15 protein-coding genes are annotated in these 15,807 nt (G+C 63.3%); 7 read left to right on the top strand and 8 right to left on the bottom strand.

Annotated elements, in window-relative coordinates:
- Positions 1 to 33: 33 nt before the first annotated feature.
- Both LMQ14_RS05510 and LMQ14_RS28145 read right to left on the bottom strand, forming a co-directional pair.
- Positions 34 to 864: an isocitrate lyase/PEP mutase family protein gene (locus LMQ14_RS05510; protein ID WP_267733794.1), complete on the bottom strand. Its 831-nt coding sequence runs from the start codon at positions 862 to 864 to the stop codon at positions 34 to 36.
- Positions 813 to 1,781 carry an AraC family transcriptional regulator gene (locus LMQ14_RS28145; RefSeq protein WP_324291107.1) on the bottom strand — a complete coding sequence of 323 codons (969 nt, stop codon included), beginning with the start codon at positions 1,779 to 1,781 and terminating at the stop codon, positions 813 to 815. The genes LMQ14_RS05510 and LMQ14_RS28145 overlap by 52 nt, the downstream gene beginning before the upstream one ends.
- 161 nt (positions 1,782 to 1,942) lie before the next feature.
- On the opposite strand from LMQ14_RS28145, the gene LMQ14_RS05500 reads away from it, so the two are divergent.
- Complete coding sequence (locus tag LMQ14_RS05500) at positions 1,943 to 2,908, top strand: GlxA family transcriptional regulator (RefSeq protein ID WP_267733793.1); 966 nt, start codon at positions 1,943 to 1,945, stop codon at positions 2,906 to 2,908.
- Positions 2,909 to 2,930: 22 nt separating this feature from the next.
- Here the strand turns inward: LMQ14_RS05500 and LMQ14_RS05495 are convergent, their stop codons facing one another.
- The 5 genes from LMQ14_RS05495 to LMQ14_RS05475 all read right to left on the bottom strand — a co-directional run bounded on the left by LMQ14_RS05495 (position 2,931) and on the right by LMQ14_RS05475 (position 8,165).
- Positions 2,931 to 3,449, bottom strand: coding sequence for a nitroreductase family deazaflavin-dependent oxidoreductase (locus LMQ14_RS05495; RefSeq protein ID WP_267733792.1), 519 nt, complete (start codon positions 3,447 to 3,449; stop codon positions 2,931 to 2,933).
- A gap of 79 nt (positions 3,450 to 3,528) precedes the next feature.
- Positions 3,529 to 4,473 (bottom strand): quinone oxidoreductase family protein, encoded by a 945-nt coding sequence (locus LMQ14_RS05490; protein ID WP_267733791.1) that lies wholly within the window; start codon positions 4,471 to 4,473, stop codon positions 3,529 to 3,531.
- 75 nt (positions 4,474 to 4,548) lie between these two features.
- Positions 4,549 to 4,776, bottom strand: coding sequence for a DUF1272 domain-containing protein (locus LMQ14_RS05485; RefSeq protein WP_267735363.1), 228 nt, complete (start codon positions 4,774 to 4,776; stop codon positions 4,549 to 4,551).
- A 24-nt stretch (positions 4,777 to 4,800) separates the two neighbouring features.
- Entirely contained in the window at positions 4,801 to 7,725 is a 2,925-nt protein-coding gene (locus LMQ14_RS05480; RefSeq protein ID WP_267733790.1) for an RND family transporter, read from the bottom strand.
- On the bottom strand, positions 7,722 to 8,165 hold the full coding sequence (locus tag LMQ14_RS05475) for an MmpS family transport accessory protein (RefSeq protein WP_267733789.1): 444 nt from the start codon (positions 8,163 to 8,165) through the stop codon (positions 7,722 to 7,724). Before LMQ14_RS05475 ends, LMQ14_RS05480 begins: the two co-directional genes overlap by 4 nt.
- 326 nt (positions 8,166 to 8,491) lie before the next feature.
- Between LMQ14_RS05475 and LMQ14_RS05470 the strand changes: the two genes are divergently transcribed.
- The 4 genes from LMQ14_RS05470 to LMQ14_RS05455 all read left to right on the top strand — a co-directional run bounded on the left by LMQ14_RS05470 (position 8,492) and on the right by LMQ14_RS05455 (position 12,778).
- Positions 8,492 to 9,199 (top strand): SDR family oxidoreductase, encoded by a 708-nt coding sequence (locus LMQ14_RS05470; protein WP_267733788.1) that lies wholly within the window; start codon positions 8,492 to 8,494, stop codon positions 9,197 to 9,199.
- A gap of 65 nt (positions 9,200 to 9,264) precedes the next feature.
- A complete protein-coding gene (locus LMQ14_RS05465; RefSeq protein WP_267733787.1) occupies positions 9,265 to 9,885 on the top strand; it encodes an alpha-ketoglutarate-dependent dioxygenase AlkB in 621 nt (206 codons plus the stop codon).
- A 21-nt stretch (positions 9,886 to 9,906) separates the two neighbouring features.
- Positions 9,907 to 11,145 carry a thiolase family protein gene (locus tag LMQ14_RS05460; protein ID WP_267733786.1) on the top strand — a complete coding sequence of 413 codons (1,239 nt, stop codon included), beginning with the start codon at positions 9,907 to 9,909 and terminating at the stop codon, positions 11,143 to 11,145.
- 121 nt (positions 11,146 to 11,266) lie between these two features.
- Positions 11,267 to 12,778 carry a molybdopterin-dependent oxidoreductase gene (locus LMQ14_RS05455; RefSeq protein WP_267735362.1) on the top strand — a complete coding sequence of 504 codons (1,512 nt, stop codon included), beginning with the start codon at positions 11,267 to 11,269 and terminating at the stop codon, positions 12,776 to 12,778.
- A gap of 4 nt (positions 12,779 to 12,782) precedes the next feature.
- Here LMQ14_RS05455 and LMQ14_RS05450 read toward each other — a convergent pair whose 3' ends face one another.
- Entirely contained in the window at positions 12,783 to 12,983 is a 201-nt protein-coding gene (locus tag LMQ14_RS05450) for a hypothetical protein (protein WP_267733785.1), read from the bottom strand.
- A 109-nt stretch (positions 12,984 to 13,092) separates the two neighbouring features.
- Between LMQ14_RS05450 and LMQ14_RS05445 the strand changes: the two genes are divergently transcribed.
- Positions 13,093 to 13,977, top strand: a complete 885-nt coding sequence (locus tag LMQ14_RS05445) for a PaaX family transcriptional regulator C-terminal domain-containing protein (protein WP_267733784.1) — start codon at positions 13,093 to 13,095, stop codon at positions 13,975 to 13,977.
- Between the two features lie 92 nt (positions 13,978 to 14,069).
- Positions 14,070 to 15,803, top strand: coding sequence for a 2,3-epoxybenzoyl-CoA dihydrolase (gene boxC / locus LMQ14_RS05440; protein WP_267733783.1), 1,734 nt, complete (start codon positions 14,070 to 14,072; stop codon positions 15,801 to 15,803).
- Positions 15,804 to 15,807 lie beyond the last annotated feature (4 nt).

Raw genomic sequence — 15,807 nt, 5'->3', positions numbered from 1 at the left:
AATTCCAATGCAGCCGTCCGCCGTCGTTCGATTTCAGTGCAGTTTGACGAAGTCCTGTTCTAGCGCTCTCAACACGTCGACGTACGGGGCGTTGCCGTAACTGATCCGCGCGACGCCTATTTCGGCTAGTTCCGAGTTGTGCGGTACCCCGTCCATGACCATCACGTTGACCGGCAACGGTGCGCCATCGATGATGCGGGCGATCAGTGGCTTCTCCTGAAGACCCGGGATGAAGAATCCCGACGCGCCGGCCGCGGCGTAGGCCTTGGCGCGGTCAACAGCTTCCTCGGTCACCGCCTTTGGGTCGTTGCCCTGCCCAAGGAACAGGTCCGTGCGGGCATTGATGAACAGCGGGATGCCCTTCTGCTCTCCCGCCCTCCGAATCACCGCGATGCGGTCAGCTTGCCGGTCGATGGAATAGAGTCCCGATCCGTTCACGATGCGATCCTCGAAGTTAATGCCAATGATGCCCACATCCAGCAGCCCGGAGATGTTCTCCGCCAACTGATCGTCGTCTTCGGTATATCCGCCTTCAAAGTCCGCGGAAATCGGCAGCTCGACCGAGGCAACGATGCGCGCGATGATCCGGTTGAAGAAGTCGACGGGGATGTCTTCGCCGTCTCGGTACCCCTGCGCCTCGGCGACCGACCAACTGCTGGTAGCGATTGCCCGCGCTCCAGCGTTGGCCAGTGTGGCGGCACTGCCGGCATCCCAGACGTTGTAGAGCAACAGCGGTTCGCCAGTCACATGAAGGCCCGCAAATTGTGTCGCCTTGTCCTTTTGATTCATCGCATTCTCCTCGGAATCGCGTGCTAGGCAACAATACTCGCCGGAAGCGAACTCATGTCGGCTGCTTCGTGCCATCCATCGCAAACGCTACGCGACAGGTACACCCGCGCGCTGTCAATAACTTTGGCATTGCCGCCCCGGTCGCCGGCCGTCGCGATGCGTCGGCCGGCAATGGACCTTTTGAACTCTGACGGAGTCTGCCCGAATGCCTTCTTGAACGCCGCACTGAAGTGGCTGTGACTATGAAAGCCGAGTTCGATGGCGAGCGTCATCAGGTCGTCGGACTGCGCCAGCACAGTCAATGCGAGGGCAAGTCGCAACTGCAGATGGTAACGGTAGAGTGGGACGCCCTCGACTCGACGAAAGGCATCGGTGAGATAAACCGGTGTGACACTGACCTCTTCGGCAATCGTGGTCAATGTCCAGCGCCGCCACGGATCAGCGGACAGTAGCATCTTCACCTGGTCGGCGATCTCCTCCGGGCGACGATTGCCGCGCCGAGCACCATGAGATGTGTTATTTCCCAACGCGTGTCGAATGAGATGCAGTGCAAGACTCTCCGCCTCCAGGCTGCCGATCGTTCCTCGCTTCAAGCGTTGACGCAAGTGCGCCGCTAGAGCTTGGGTGCGTGCGTCGATATGGAACGAGGTCCGATTGAGCGCGGGCCGTGCGCGCGGAGACCGGTATTCGGCCGGCGTGACTTCCAACAGCGTCGCCGGATCGACAGCGAGCGTCAGCGTCGCGTCTCCCCCGGTAACCGGATGACTTACTCGATACGGCTCGTCGGCGTTGGTGACCACCATCTGATTCGCGTCCGCTACATGATCTTTGCTCCCGACCGAATGCACGTATACGCCGCGGTGCGGAAAGGCGATCCGAGTTCCCGGCGAATGCTCTTCGGCTGCCTTACCCCTACACAAACCAGGACATTCGCAATCCCACACCGTGACTGTGCCCGTATGCAACACGAGCCGAGCGTCGTACTCAGGCATGACGCAAACACCCCTTTGATCCCCAGAGCCAGCGAAGCGCGAAGGGTGCGTGCAGTGGTTGTCCCGTCGGCGTACCGCCAACTTTATGAGATGTCGGTAATGTCTGCTATGACATATATACAGCAGTTTCTGCCATCACTAGGTAGAGGGAGCAGTGAACTATGAGCGATCGACGTGTGGTTGTCGTCGGCTTTGAAGGGGTGCATTCCCTAGACTTGTCCGGGCCCTACGAAGTATTCGCGGAGGCCGGCGGCTACCGGATCCAGGTAGCCGCGCCACAGCAGGGACGCTTTAGCGCGGAGTCAGGCCTGGGACTGTCGGCCGACGTGGCGCTCGGTGATCTGCGCGGCCGGATCGACACCCTGATCCTGGCCGGGGGCTACGGAATCTTCAACGCCATCGAGGACCCGGTGTTTGTTCGCGATTTGCGGCGGGCAGCGAAGAAGTCGCGCCGGGTCAGCTCGATCTGCACCGGAGCGTTTGGGCTAGCGGCCGCCGGACTGCTGGAAGGCCGTCGCGCAACCACGCATTGGCGCTTCAGCGACCAACTGCGCGCCTGCTATCCGACGGTCGTCGTCGATCCCGATCCCATCTACATCCGATCGGGCAATGTCTACACCTCCGCCGGAGTCACCGCGGGCATGGACCTGGCCCTGGCGTTGGTTGAAGAAGATCGCGGTCACGAGGTCGCGATGTCGATCGCGCGCGAGTTTGTGTTGTTTATGCGCCGCCCGGGTGGCCAATCCCAGTTCAGCACCGCGCTGGCCGCCCAAACCGCCGACCGCGAGCCGCTGCGCGAGCTTCAGGCGTGGGTGGTCGAAAATCTGGACGCTGATCTGTCGGTCGAGATGCTCGCCGAACGCGCACACATGAGTCCGCGCCACTTCGCGCGCGTCTTCACCCGCGAGGTGGATCAGACACCGGCCCGCTATGTCGACCACGTCCGTGTCGAAGCCGCCCAACGCCGGCTCGAAGAATCGACCGACTCGCTGGAGGAGATCGCCGGTCACTGCGGCTTCGGAAGTGTTAATTCGATGCGACGCTCTTTTCTGCGGGTACGCGGGATCCCGCCGTCTGCTTACCGTCAACGGTTCAGCCAATACCCCGAACCTTCTCTAGGTTCCTAAAAGTGCTTTCCGGGCAGCGGATTCACTTGCGGGCCAGGACGAACGCCTCTATGTGGCGTCCCCCGGTTCGATCCTCGTACTTGCTCCAAGCAGGATAGAAGACAACACCTTTGGCCCAGATCTCGTCACGTTCGCGGGATGTCGCTTGTCGCGCAACGGCCGTCCATGTCTCGGCGCCGACCGTGACCGTGCCTTCGGGATTGGCTTTGAGGTTGTGGTACCACCCGGGGTGCTTGGAGTCGCCCCAGTTGGATGCGATGAGGCCCAACCCGTCGGCGTAGGGAATGCCGAGGACCGCAACGGTTCGCGGCTCTCTCGACTTAGCGCCGAGGGTGGTCAGGATGACAACGGGCAGGCCGGAGGCGAGACCGACAAAGCTCAGCTTGCCGCGGCTGAGCTTCGATACGAGTTCATCGAGATGGTGGGCGGTTGGCCGAAACAGCGCCGCCCCTAACCTCGTTCCTGCGAAGAACCGGATGAAGCGATTGAGCGCGTTGGATTCGGAGAAATCCTTGATCCCGTGCGGGCCGTTCGAATTCATGTACTTCGACGCTACGCAAGGGATAATTGAACTGCTATCGACAACTTTGGTATCCACCGCCGCGGCCGCCGGTAGACCGTCAGGGTTTGACCCGCAACACGACCTTGCCCATTGGGCCGTCGGACAGGCGGTCGAAGGCTTGGGGCAACTGCTCGAACGAGAACAGGCGGTCAACCAGTGGCCGTGCCCCAGAGCGCGCCAGCAGTTGCAAGAGGTTGCGCCAAGCGGCGTGGTTTTCCTCAGGCGTGTAGTAGCCCACCGCCATTGCGCCAATCCTCAGTCGGCGAGAGAACAGCGTTCCCGTGTAGAAATCGGGCACCGAACCCCCGAGTTCTCCTACCAAGCTGATTCTGCCCAGTTCGCCCATGGTGTCGATGACTTGGGGCAGCAGCTTGCCGCCGATGGTGTCCACCGCCAAGTTCACTCCTCGCGAACCCAACGCATTCTTTGCGCCCGCTGGCCACTGCGGGTCCTCCGGACTGAAAGTGAAAGTTGCTCCGATCTCGTTGAGACGCCGCTGCTTTTCATCGCTGCGTGAAAGCGCTACGACAGTGTGGCCCATCGCTGCCGCCAGCTGGACGACGGCCAGTCCCACCCCGCCCGATGCGCCGGTGGCCAACACCACCGAGTTCGGCTTCAGCGGCTCCCACATGGTCAGCGCGTGGTATGCCGACAGATAGACGAGAGTGGCGCCCGACGACTCCTCCTCGGTCCAACCTGCAGGAACCTCGACCAAGGTGCTCGCCGACATCGAGACCCGTTCGGCAAAGGTGCCCCAACGGTAGACGCCGACGTCGCCGCGCAGAATGACGCGCTGATCCCCCACCTGCACGTCCTTGACACCGTCGCCTACTTGGATGATCGTGCCCACGCCGTCCCGCCCCAGCACGTGTGGCAGCGGAGGATCTACCGGATATGGATAGCGCCTTTCAGCCAGCATCCGATCAGCGGGATTCAAAGCGGCGTAATGCATTTCCAGCACGACTTCGCCTTCTTTCACCACCGGATCAGGCGCCTCGGCCAAGCGCAAATGATCCATTCCCGCCAATCCATCCCAGAGCCATGCTCTCATACGTGCCCCTTTCTTCCTGGCGTCTTATTAAGGCACGTGGGGCTCGGCCGCGGGATACTCTTCGAGCAACTTGGCCGGACGGATCGGACGAACGACCAGGTTGCCCCCACAGTTCGGGCAGATGCCTTTCAATTCGCCCTCGGCGCATTTCGCGCAGAAGGTGCATTCGAACGTGCATATCCGGGCATCGGGTGATCCGTTGGGCAGCGGCTTTCCGCAGCGCTCACAGCGAGGGCGTAACTCAAGAACGCTCATCGCGAGATCTCCCATTCTCGTTTTTTACAATACTTTTCGATACAGATCGTCTTCGTGGTGTGATTCTGGCGCGACGGCCCCACTGCCGCAGCGAGCCGGCCGCTGAGGTATTAGACGTGGCCACCAGAAGAACGGCCCCAGCAGGCGTGCCAGCGCGGGCGTGATCAACGACCGCACGATAAGGGTGTCGAGCAGCAGGCCGATGCCGACTGTCGAGCCGAAGATGCCGACCGACGTGAGATCACTGGACACCATCGCCATCATGGTGACGGCGAACACCACGCCGGCAGTAGTGACGACGCGACCGGACTTGGTCACCGCCCGGATGAGCCCGGTGTTGAGTCCGGCTTCGCTTTCGTGAAGATAGCGGGCGACGAGCAGCAGGTTGTAGTCGGACCCGACCGCCACCAAGAGGATGAAGCAGAAGACAACGTTCCACCAACTAAGCGGGATGCCCAGCAGATTCTGCCAAATCAGCACCGACATACCGAACGCACCGGAGAAGGAGAACGCCACCGTCCCGACGATCACCAGCGACGCGATGATTGCTCGGGTGATGAACAGCATCACCACAAAGATCAACGCGAATGCTGCGGTGGCAGCGATCAGCAAGTCAATCCTGGTCGCGTCCTTGATGTCCCAGTATGTGGCCGCTGCGCCACCGAGATACACGTGTGCTCCGGCCAGCGTGGTGCCTTTGAGCGCCTCTTTGACGGCCGGAAGGTAGCTCTGATCGTGCCGGATCCCTGCCTCGGTGAGAGCTTCCCCGTCGTGGTAGATGAGGTAGCGGGCAGCATGGCCGTCCGGAGACACGAAGTACTTCAGGTCGATCTGGAAGTAGGGGTTGTCGAACGAATCCGGTGGCAGGTAAAAGAACTCGTCGTTCTGCGAGGTGTCGAACGCGGTGCCGAAGTCCATCAGCTGGCGGCTCAGCTCGTCGAGCTGGGTCAGTTGGGGCTCGATCGTGCTGTTCTCTTCGCGGACGATCTGGTTCAGGTGATCGAACTGGTCTGCATTTTCTGCCAGAATCTGGACGAGCTGTGGCGTCACTCGGTCTTGGATCAGTGCGGCCTGCAGATTTTTCTCCAAGCCTTCAGCCAGCCCGTCGAGCTGGTCGGTCGCATCGAACAGCGAACGCAGCGACCAGCAGAGCGGGATGTCGAAACAGTGTTTCTCCCAGTAGAAATAGCTGCGAACCGGGCGCCAGACGTCGTCGAAGTTGGCGTAGTCGTCCCGCAGTGCGGCAGTGGTTTCGGCCATTTCTTTGGCCGCTTCGGCCTGTAGGTGCGCGGCTCCGGCCTGCTGAGCGGTCAGCTCCTGCTGATGGCGGGTCAGGTCGGTCAGGCGTTGAGTGACGGCCGAGACCTCCTTGAGCCGGTTGTTCACATCGCGCAGGAAGGGAAGGACTTCTTTGACTTTCGTGCCCAACGTGCCGATGGTGTAGGTGAACGAGGTGTGCTCGAGCGGGCGGCCCAGCGGCCTGGTGACAGCTTGGATCATGCCCACACCGGGCGTGTGGAAGATCGCGCGCGCGACCCGGTCGACGGCGATCATGTCGGTGGCGTTACGCAGATCGTGGTCGGACTCGACCATCAGCATGTCTGCGTTGAGATGGCTGGCCGGGAAGTGTCGGTCGCTCGCCTCGTAGCCCTGATTGGACGGAACGCTGTTGGCCAGATAGATGCGGTCGTCGTAGTTGGGCCGGTAGCTGACCAACGTCATCGATCCGACCAGTACCACCGCGCAGCCGACCAACAGGATCCGCCCGGGCCAGCGCACCGCGACGGTACCCACCTTGTTCCAAATTCCATGTCCGGCTTGGTGTTTCCTCGGCTCGAATAGCCCAAACCGGCTTCCGATCGCCAGTACCGCAGGCCCGAAGGTAAGCGCGGCCGCTACCGCGACCAGCATTCCCGCCGCGCATGGGGCGGCGCAGGTGTTGAAGTAGTTCAGCCGAGTGAACTTCATGCAAAACATCGCGCCGGCGACCGCGACACCCGATCCCAGAATCACATGCGACACACCGCTAATCGCACAGTAGTACGCCTGCTCTCGAGTCTCCCCCCCGAGTCGCCCTTCGTGGTAGCGACCGATCAGGAAGATCGCGTAGTCCGTACCGGCGCCAAGGATCAACGACACCAACGTATTTGCGGCGTACACCGATATCTCGATCATGTGGTGGTACACAAGGAAAGCCGCGATACCCCGTCCGCAGAACAGCTCCACCAACACCATCGTCAGAATGAGGAAAGCGGTCGGCAGCGACCGATAGACGATCAACAGCATCCCGGAAATCAGAACGATCGTGACGAGCATGATCGTTTCCAGGCTGGTGTTGCCGACGTAGATCATGTCCGCCGACAGCACCGCCGAACCGGAGGCGTAGACCCGCAGCCCGGGCGGCGGTTGCAATTGCTTGAGGATGTCACGAACCGCGATGATCGATTCGTCGTTGAGCGTCGAACCGATATCTCCTGCGACCCGCACCAGGGTGAAGTTCGCCTTCGCGTCGTTGCTCTGAACGCCCGCGGCAGTGGTACCTTCACCCCACAGATTCATCACATACTGAACATGTTTGTCCTGCCGGAGTTTTGCGACCATCTGGTTGTAGAAGGCGTGGTCTTTCTCGTCGAATTTGTGATCCGCCTCGAAGACGACAAAGACCAGTGCATTGCTGTCGCCTTCTTTGAACTTTTCCCCAATGTGCTTGAGCGCCATGACCGAAGGTGCGTCGACCGGCACCAGCGCTTCGCGGTTGGCATCCACGACCGGCTCAAGCTGTGGGACGATCACATTAATCACGACCAGAAACGCCAGCCAGGCCAGGATGACCACGGGTGCAAATCTTCGTAGGTTGCGTGCGACGAACGGCCTTGGCGGTGGTGGGGGTTCGGGCTCTTGGACAGGGACTGGCGCGGTGTCGGTTTCCGCGTCGACAGCGTCGCTCATGCGGACAGCACCTGACACCAGACACCGGCGTGATCGCCGGTCGCCGTGTGTTCGGACCGCACCCGGTCGTCAATGGTGATGCGGCAGCCGATATTTCCGCCGGCCGCTTGTGCGGTGATATCGGCGGTCGCTGTGGTCATCGTGGTCGTCTCGGTATGTGACCACGGCAACGCCGTCAGATTGACCTCGACGGGCTTGGAGTCGACATCCCAGTAGCTGACCCGGCCCCACCCACCGAAGTCGCCGAAGATTTCGTACTTGATGTTCTTCGGATTGAACTGGGCTATGACGAATTTGCTACCCGAACTCTTGGTGATGTCCCGCGACCCGAAGATGCCATGAAAAGCGTTGATGGCGAAGCCCGTCACGACTACGACGATCAGCGTCAACGCTGGCAGCCAGAGTCTGGAAAGCAATCGTCGACTTCTGGCAATTCCCATGAGTGCGGCCCTCCCTGGTTGTGGCGCAAGGCGTTGCGTGACAGCTGCATAACAACATTGCCGACTTGCTGTCCGCGCAACCCCGGTGTTGTGACGGTACGACAAGTGGGGCCCGTTCCACTTTCATAATCTTTGCCATTTTGCAACCGGCCGGTGGCCGTAGCGGGGCCCGGCGCTATCAAATTCTTCAGCAGCTGTGATCCGTTGGCCCACAGTAATTTTGTGACAGCGAAGTTGGGTGAGAGCTTGTTACGTTCGCGTTCGACGTCGAATGCAATCCACTGGGCATCAGATGATCGCACAACGCAATACAGAAAGGCCCTCTCATGGATATCAAGGGTTCAGTCGTTCTCGTCACCGGCGCGAACCGCGGCATTGGTGCGGAGTGGGTCCGCCAGCTGCGCGAGCGGGGTGCGGCCAAGATCTACGCCGGCGCCCGCGCCCTGCACTCGGTCTCCGCGGCAGACGGCGTCGTGCCGATCGCGCTGGACGTGACCAATAGGGCGCAAGTCGCGGGCGCGGCCGAGCAGGCCCAAGACGTCCGGATCGTCATCAACAACGCCGCGGTCTCCTATCGGCAACCGCTCGTGGGCGGCGATCTCGACAAGATGCGCAACGAGTTCGAGACGAATGTGTTTGGCCTTGTGTATGTGGCCGAAGCGTTCGCTCCGGTGCTCAAGGCCAATGGTGGCGGCGCGATCGTCAACGCCTTGTCCGCCGTGTCCTGGTTCTCGTTCCCGGGCATGGCCGGCTACAGCGCGACCAAATCCGCGGCCTGGAACCTCACCGATGCGCTGCGGCTGGAGTTGCAGGACCAAGGCACGCTCGTCGTCGCCTTGCACTCGGGTGCGGTCTCCACTCCCATGGGTGACAACTTCCCGATCGACAAGATCGACCCCCACCAGGTGGTGACCGCGGCCCTCGACGGACTGCAGGCGGGTGATACCGAGGTTCTCGCGGACGACATCAGCCGCGTCATCAAAAGCACGCTGACCTCCGACCCCTCACGCTACGGAGCCATCCTCCGCGGCTGATCGCGGGGACTATTTGGTCGCCATACGCGGTTGAGAAGGGGGCGCGAAGTATCGAGGAGGTGTCGATGACTCATCTCTACCAACCGACGCTGTTTGATGACGATGAAACCGTCGCCCCGGCAATCGATATCGCCGCGTTCGCCAATGCCACGGAGCATTCACTCGACGAGCACTCGTGGATTACCCACGGGCCGGGTTTCCTCACTGGACACGTGCGGCTGCTCGAGCAGCTGGCCACGCTCGACGTGTGGGAACAACGCCACCGCTGGATGTTCGACCGCCGGGTCAAGGAACCCAGACTCACAGGCGAATACACCGATCTGTCCGTCGCACCGGCACTGCTGATCGAGCTGGCCGGCAGCCTGAGCGAGCGGCTCGGAGTGCCGTACGACCGGATCTGGATGAACTGGTATCGAGACCACCACGACGGCACCGGCTGGCACGCCGACCGTCCGGCGCACCAGGCGACGACGGCAGTCGTGCCCGTGCTCAGCCTCGGTGCCCCTCGTCGATTCCTGGTCCGTCCCAACGGCGGCGGGCCCAGCACGGTGTTCACTCCAGCGGGCGGAGACCTGATCATCATGCAGGGCCGCTGCCAGCGTGACTGGCAGCATTGCGTGCCCAAGCAGAAAGCCCCGGCCGGGGCGCGGATGAGCCTAAACTTCTCCAGCGTCAGCCAGTCCTGACGATTATCTGAAAGGTCAACGATGACTGAGGCATACGTCCTAGGTGGAGTCCGCACGCCGTTCACCCGCTACGGCGGCACGCTGTCGGGTATCCGCACCGACGAGCTGCTGGGCATGACCATGAAAGGCGCGTGCGAGCGCGTCGGCGTGCCCTTGGCTGCCGTCGAGGATATCGTCGCCGGCTGCGTGAATCCCGCGCACGAAGGAATGGGTGACATCGCCCGTTGGGCCGCGCTGGCGGTGGGATTCCCCGACAGTGTCGCGGGGGCAACCCTCAATCGGTATTGCGGCTCATCGCTGAGCGCCTTGGCCAACGTCAGTCACTCGATCAAAGCCGGCGATCTCGGCGTTGGGATCGCGTGCGGCGTCGAATCGATGTCGCGGTCGGGATGGGCGCTGATGAAAGGTGAAGCACCGTTTAGCCCACGGGGCCCGGTGCTCATGCTCGACACCATGTGGTCCGGCGCGGGCGGTCCGCCCAACCCGGCCCTGCTCGCCCGCAATGCCTACATCAGCATGATCGAGACCGCGCAAAACGTCGCCGACCGGTACTCGCTGAGCCGCGAGGAGATCGACGCTTTCGCGCTGCGGTCCCAACAGCACGCCAAAGCCGCGCGCGACCGCGGCCGGTTCGCCAAGGAGATCATGAGCGTGCCGATCCCCGCGACGAGGAAGACCCCCGCACGGCTGGCCGAGCACGACGAGTTCATCCGCGACGACACCACCGCGGAGACACTCGCCGCGCTGCCCGTCCAACCCGGCACCACCCAGATGACGGCGGCCAACTCGACCCCGCTGACCGACGGCGCGAGCGCGGTCGTCGTCGCCTCCGGGGAGAAAGCGGCCGAACTCGGCGTGGCACCACTGGCCCGGGTGGTGTCCAGCGCGGTGTACGGGATCGACCCGCTCATCATGGGATTGGCACCGGCATGGGCCATTCCGCTGGCGATCCGCCGGGCCGGGCTGACTCCGGAGCAGATCGACGTCTGGGAAGTGCACGAGGCCTTCAGCGCCCAGGCCCTCGGAGTCTTGCGTGAACTCCCCAACCAGCTCGACGGTTTCGTGATTCCGGACGACAAGCTGACACCCAACGGTGGCGCTGTCGCGATAGGACATCCGTTCGGCGCCACGGGAACCCGCTACGTGCTCACCCTGGCCACCGAACTACAGGAGCGCGGCGCCCGCTACGGGGTCATCGGGGTATGCATCGGGTCGGGCCAGGGCGTCGCCGTCGTGCTGGAGAACCCCAGCGCCGCATGACTCAACCGCAGTGGCGGTATGCCGAAGGGGCCGGTTCGCCATGCCTAGCAAGCTTTTTGCAGTGTCTTAGGTCAACGCGGGTACAGTAACTGCGGTGGCTGCCGCCCCGTCGAATGAGCGGATGATCGCCGGGGTCTCCGCCGCGGCCGTCTCGCTCGGAGTAGCCGAGCTGGTTAGCATCCCGTTCGGCGCGCGGGCGAATCCGCGTGGCGCGATCGGTTCGGTGGTCGTCGACCTGACTCCAGGACCCGTCAAGGAATGGGCGATCCAGACCCTGGGCTCGCTGGACAAAATCTTCCTGGCGATCGTCGTGCTCGTGGTGATCGCCACGATCGCGGCGATCGCCGGGGGCTTCGAAACTCGGCGCCGCCCGGTCGGCAGCGCCGTCATCGCCGCGGCGGGTGTCCTGGGATGCACCGCGGTGCTGTCTCGGCAGGGCGCGACGGCACTCGACACGATCCCAACCATCGTGGGTGCCGTCTGCGGCGTGGCGACCCTGCGCTTACTGGCCCGCCAGTTCTGGCCCGACCGGACAGGCCCGGCCGACGAAGACGAGCCGGACGCGCGCAGGCGCACGCTGATCGTGTTCGGATTGCTCGGATTCGGCGTAGCCAGTGGTGTGGTGGGTGCGGTCATCACACGATTGGTGCATTCGGTGGCCGCCGACCGCAACGCCGTCACGCTTCCCACCCCGCGCACACCGGCTCCACCCATACCCGCCGATGTGCAACCGAACGGCGTCGCGCTGCCGAGCTTCATCACCCCGAGCACCGATTTCTACCGGGTGGACACCGCGCTCAGTGTTCCCCAACTCAGCCACGGCGACTGGCGGCTGCGCATCCACGGCATGGTGAACCGCGAAGCCACTTACCGCTTCGATGACCTCGCCCACTTCGACGTCGTCGAGATGGTGACGACGTTGACCTGCGTGTCGAATCCCGTTGGGGGAAGATTGATTTCGACGGGCGTATGGACGGGCTACCGGCTGGCCGACCTGCTGGCGGCGGCCGGCGTGCACGCGGACGCGGATATGGTGCTCTCGACGTCGATCGACGGATTCACCGCCGGCACACCGGTGGAGGCCCTCACCGATGGCCGCGCGGCGCTTCTGGCGGTGGGTCTCAACGGTCAGCCGCTGCCGATCGAGCATGGCTACCCGGCCCGGCTGGTGGTACCCGGACTCTACGGGTATGTGTCCGCGACCAAATGGGTCGTCGACATGGAGCTGACGCGTTTCGATAAGGCAAAGGCGTACTGGACACGGTTCGGCTGGGCAGCGCGGGCGCCCATCAAGACCGAGTCGCGCATCGACGTGCCGAAAGACGGTCAGCAACTACCGGGCGGACCCGTGGTGTTCGGCGGCGTCGCGTGGGCACAGAACCGCGGGGTGCGGGCCGTGGAGGTCCGCAACGACGAGGGCGGGTGGCAGCCCGCCGAACTGGGCGCGAGTTACTCCAATGAGACCTGGCGATTGTGGAGCTTCCCGTGGCAGGCGAAAACCCCCGGGAAACACACCATCACGGTGCGCGCCACCGACAACACCGGGGCCACCCAAACCGCAGATCAGGTCGGTAGCATCCCCGACGGCGCCACCGGGTGGCACACGGTGGACTTCACCGTGGCGGAAGCCTGAACGACTATTTCGACGAGAGTTTGCGCCAACTGAATACCGCGATCGCGATGCCGATCACCACCGTGATCGGACCGATGATCGACCAGGTTGTGGTGTTGCTCATCGGGCTACCACCCAGCACCCCGAATCCCTGCAGTGCCCAGATCAGTCCGAATGCCGCAACGAGCAGCCCGACCGCGAATGTGACGACGAAAGCCCTACTCATATAGGGATCCTAGGCCCCACCGGCGCGCCGCCACGACTACGACATCGGCGGTGGTCGCCGCGACAATGAGAAGCTTGAGGTTCGCATGCTTGGCCCTAGGGAGGACGACGTGGCGGGAGTGTCGCGGCGCGGTGGCGGAACCGACGAGCGCCCCGCGGTGATTCCCTCCGTGAGTCGGCGCCATCAAGTCGGTGACCCGAGCACCCGCTCGCTGCTCATGACGATCCTTGGTGAATTCGTGCAGCCGACCGGCCAACACGTCTGGACCGCCACCCTGGTACACGCACTGACCACGTTGGGCATTGAAGAGGGTTCGGCGCGTCAGGCGCTGGCCCGCACCGCAGCCGAGGGATGGCTGTCTTCGGAGCGGGTCGGCCGGCGGACGCGCTGGTTGCTCACCGATGCCGGGCGGCGGCTCCTCGCGGAAGGTGCCCACCGCATCTATACCTTCGGATCCGACGAGCCGTCCTGGGACGGCCACTGGTTCGTGGTGCTGGTCTCGATACCCGAATCGATGCGCGTCCTACGCCACAAGCTGCGCGCGCAACTGAGCTGGGCCGGCTTCGGCTCGCCGTCACCGGGCGTCTGGATCTCGCCGAGGACAGCCGTCGCCGCGGAAGCCAAGGACATCCTCGACAACCTGGAGTTGTCGAGCAAGGCATTGTCCTTTGTCGCCGAATACGGTGCACTGGGCAGCGAACGCGACATGGTCAATTCCGCGTGGGATCTGGCCGAAATCGATTGCTGCTACCAGGAATTCATCACCGAGTTCCGCGGGCTCAAACCAACGACGCCCGACGACGTGTTCGTCGCGCAGATTAGGCTCGTGCACGAGTGGCGGCGATTTCCGTTCCTTGATCCCCAGCTGCCCCGTGAATTGCTGCCATCGCAGTGGAGCGGGACACCGGCGGCCCGGCTTTTTCGGGATCAGCACCAGCGTTGGCACGACCGCGCCCAGCGCCGGTGGCACGAATTCGCCGCGGAGGCCGAGTAGGTTCGCTGCTCTTCTTCTACATAATGTTTGCGATACGCATAACTATTGTCATATATTGAGACTGCATGCGGCTCCCACCTTTAGGAGGACCGATGGCGGTCGACATCGATGTCGGACACCACGCCCGCGTCTCCGCGACGGACGTCGACGCGCCCTCGGCGGCCGTCGTCTCGTTCGACACCGAGCCCGGCCGATACCGGCATTGGACCCTGCACCTCGACGGCGAGGTGGCGTGGCTGGTGCTGGACGTAGCCGAGGACGGCGGGTTGATGCCCGGCTACGAGCTGAAGCTCAACTCGTATGACCTCGGTGTCGACATCGAGCTCTACGACGCAACGCAGCGACTGCGATTCGAGCACCCAGAGGTCAAGACGGTAATCCTGACCAGCGGCAAAGAGAAGGTGTTCTGCGCGGGCGCCAACATCCAGATGCTCGCGGCCTCGACCCACGAATGGAAAGTGAACTTCTGCAAGTTCACCAACGAAACGCGCAACGGCATCGAGGACGCCACCGAGAACTCGGGGCAGACATACCTGGCCGCGGTCAACGGTTCCTGCGCGGGCGGCGGCTACGAACTTGCCCTCGCCTGTGACCACATCCTGCTGGTGGACGACAACTCGTCGGCGGTGTCGCTACCGGAAGTGCCGCTGCTGGGTGTGCTGCCCGGCACCGGGGGACTCATCCGCGTCGTCGACAAGCGCCGGGTGCGCAAGGATCTCGCAGACGTGTTCGCCACCCGCTCCGACGGCGTGCGTGGCAAGACGGCCGCGCAGTGGGGGCTGGTCGACGAGCTCGCGACGCCGCGCCAATTCGATGATGCGGTCCGCCGCCGCGCCACCGAACTCGCCGCGCGCTCAGCCCGCCCGTCAGATGCCCGGGGCATCGAACTCGTCGCGCTGAAACGCGAGATCAATTCCGACAGGATCATTTACGACTACGTCACCGTCGCGATTGATCGGACGAATTCCACAGCCACCATCACGCTCCATGGCCCGACGCAGCCCGCGCCCGCCGACTTCGACGAAGCCGCCGCGCAGGGAGCCGCGTTCTGGCCCCTGGCGCTGACCCGTCAGCTCGACGATCTCATCCTGCGGCTGCGGACCAACGAAACCAACATCGGCATCTGGCTGTTGCAGACCCGGGGCGATATGGCCACGGTCGACGGCTACGAACGTCTGCTCCTACACAATGCCGGAAACCATTGGCTCGCCAACGAAATCGTGCAGTACTACAAGCGGGTGCTCAAGCGCCTCGACGTGACCAGCCGCAGCCTCATCGCCCTGATCGAACCGGGCAGCGCTTACACCGGGATGCTGGCCGAGCTGGCCCTGGCCTGCGACCGCCAGTACATCCTCGACGGCCCACCGCTCGACAACGAGGACAGCGAGGCGCGCGCAAGCATCCGGCTAACGGCCGCCAACTTCGGGGTCTTTCCGATGGGCAACGGCCTGGGACGCCTGGAATCGCGCTTCTACGGCCACGGCGACCACTTAAACCTGTTGTGCGACACAGCAATGGATGTCGAACTGACCGCGCGCCGCGCCGCCGATCTGGGGCTGGTCACCGCCGCCCCCGACGACATCGACTGGCAGGATGAAATCCGACTCGTCGTGGAGGGGCGCGCGGCGCTGTCACCGGACGCCTGCACCGGCATGGAGGCCAATCACCGCTTCGTCGGCCCGGAAACAGTCGAGACCAAGATCTTCGGCCGGCTATCGGCCTGGCAGAACTGGATCTTTCTGCGGCCCAATGCTTCCGGGCCCGAAGGGGCGCTACGCCGATACGGCACCGGCAAATCGGCCAACTTCGACACGAAGCGGGTATAACGTC

It is taken from the genome of Mycobacterium sp. Aquia_213 (assembly GCF_026625985.1).
Taxonomy (GTDB): domain Bacteria; phylum Actinomycetota; class Actinomycetes; order Mycobacteriales; family Mycobacteriaceae; genus Mycobacterium.
The sequence above is the reverse complement of the archived record's forward strand: the minus strand, read 5'-3'. Positions and strand labels throughout refer to the sequence as shown.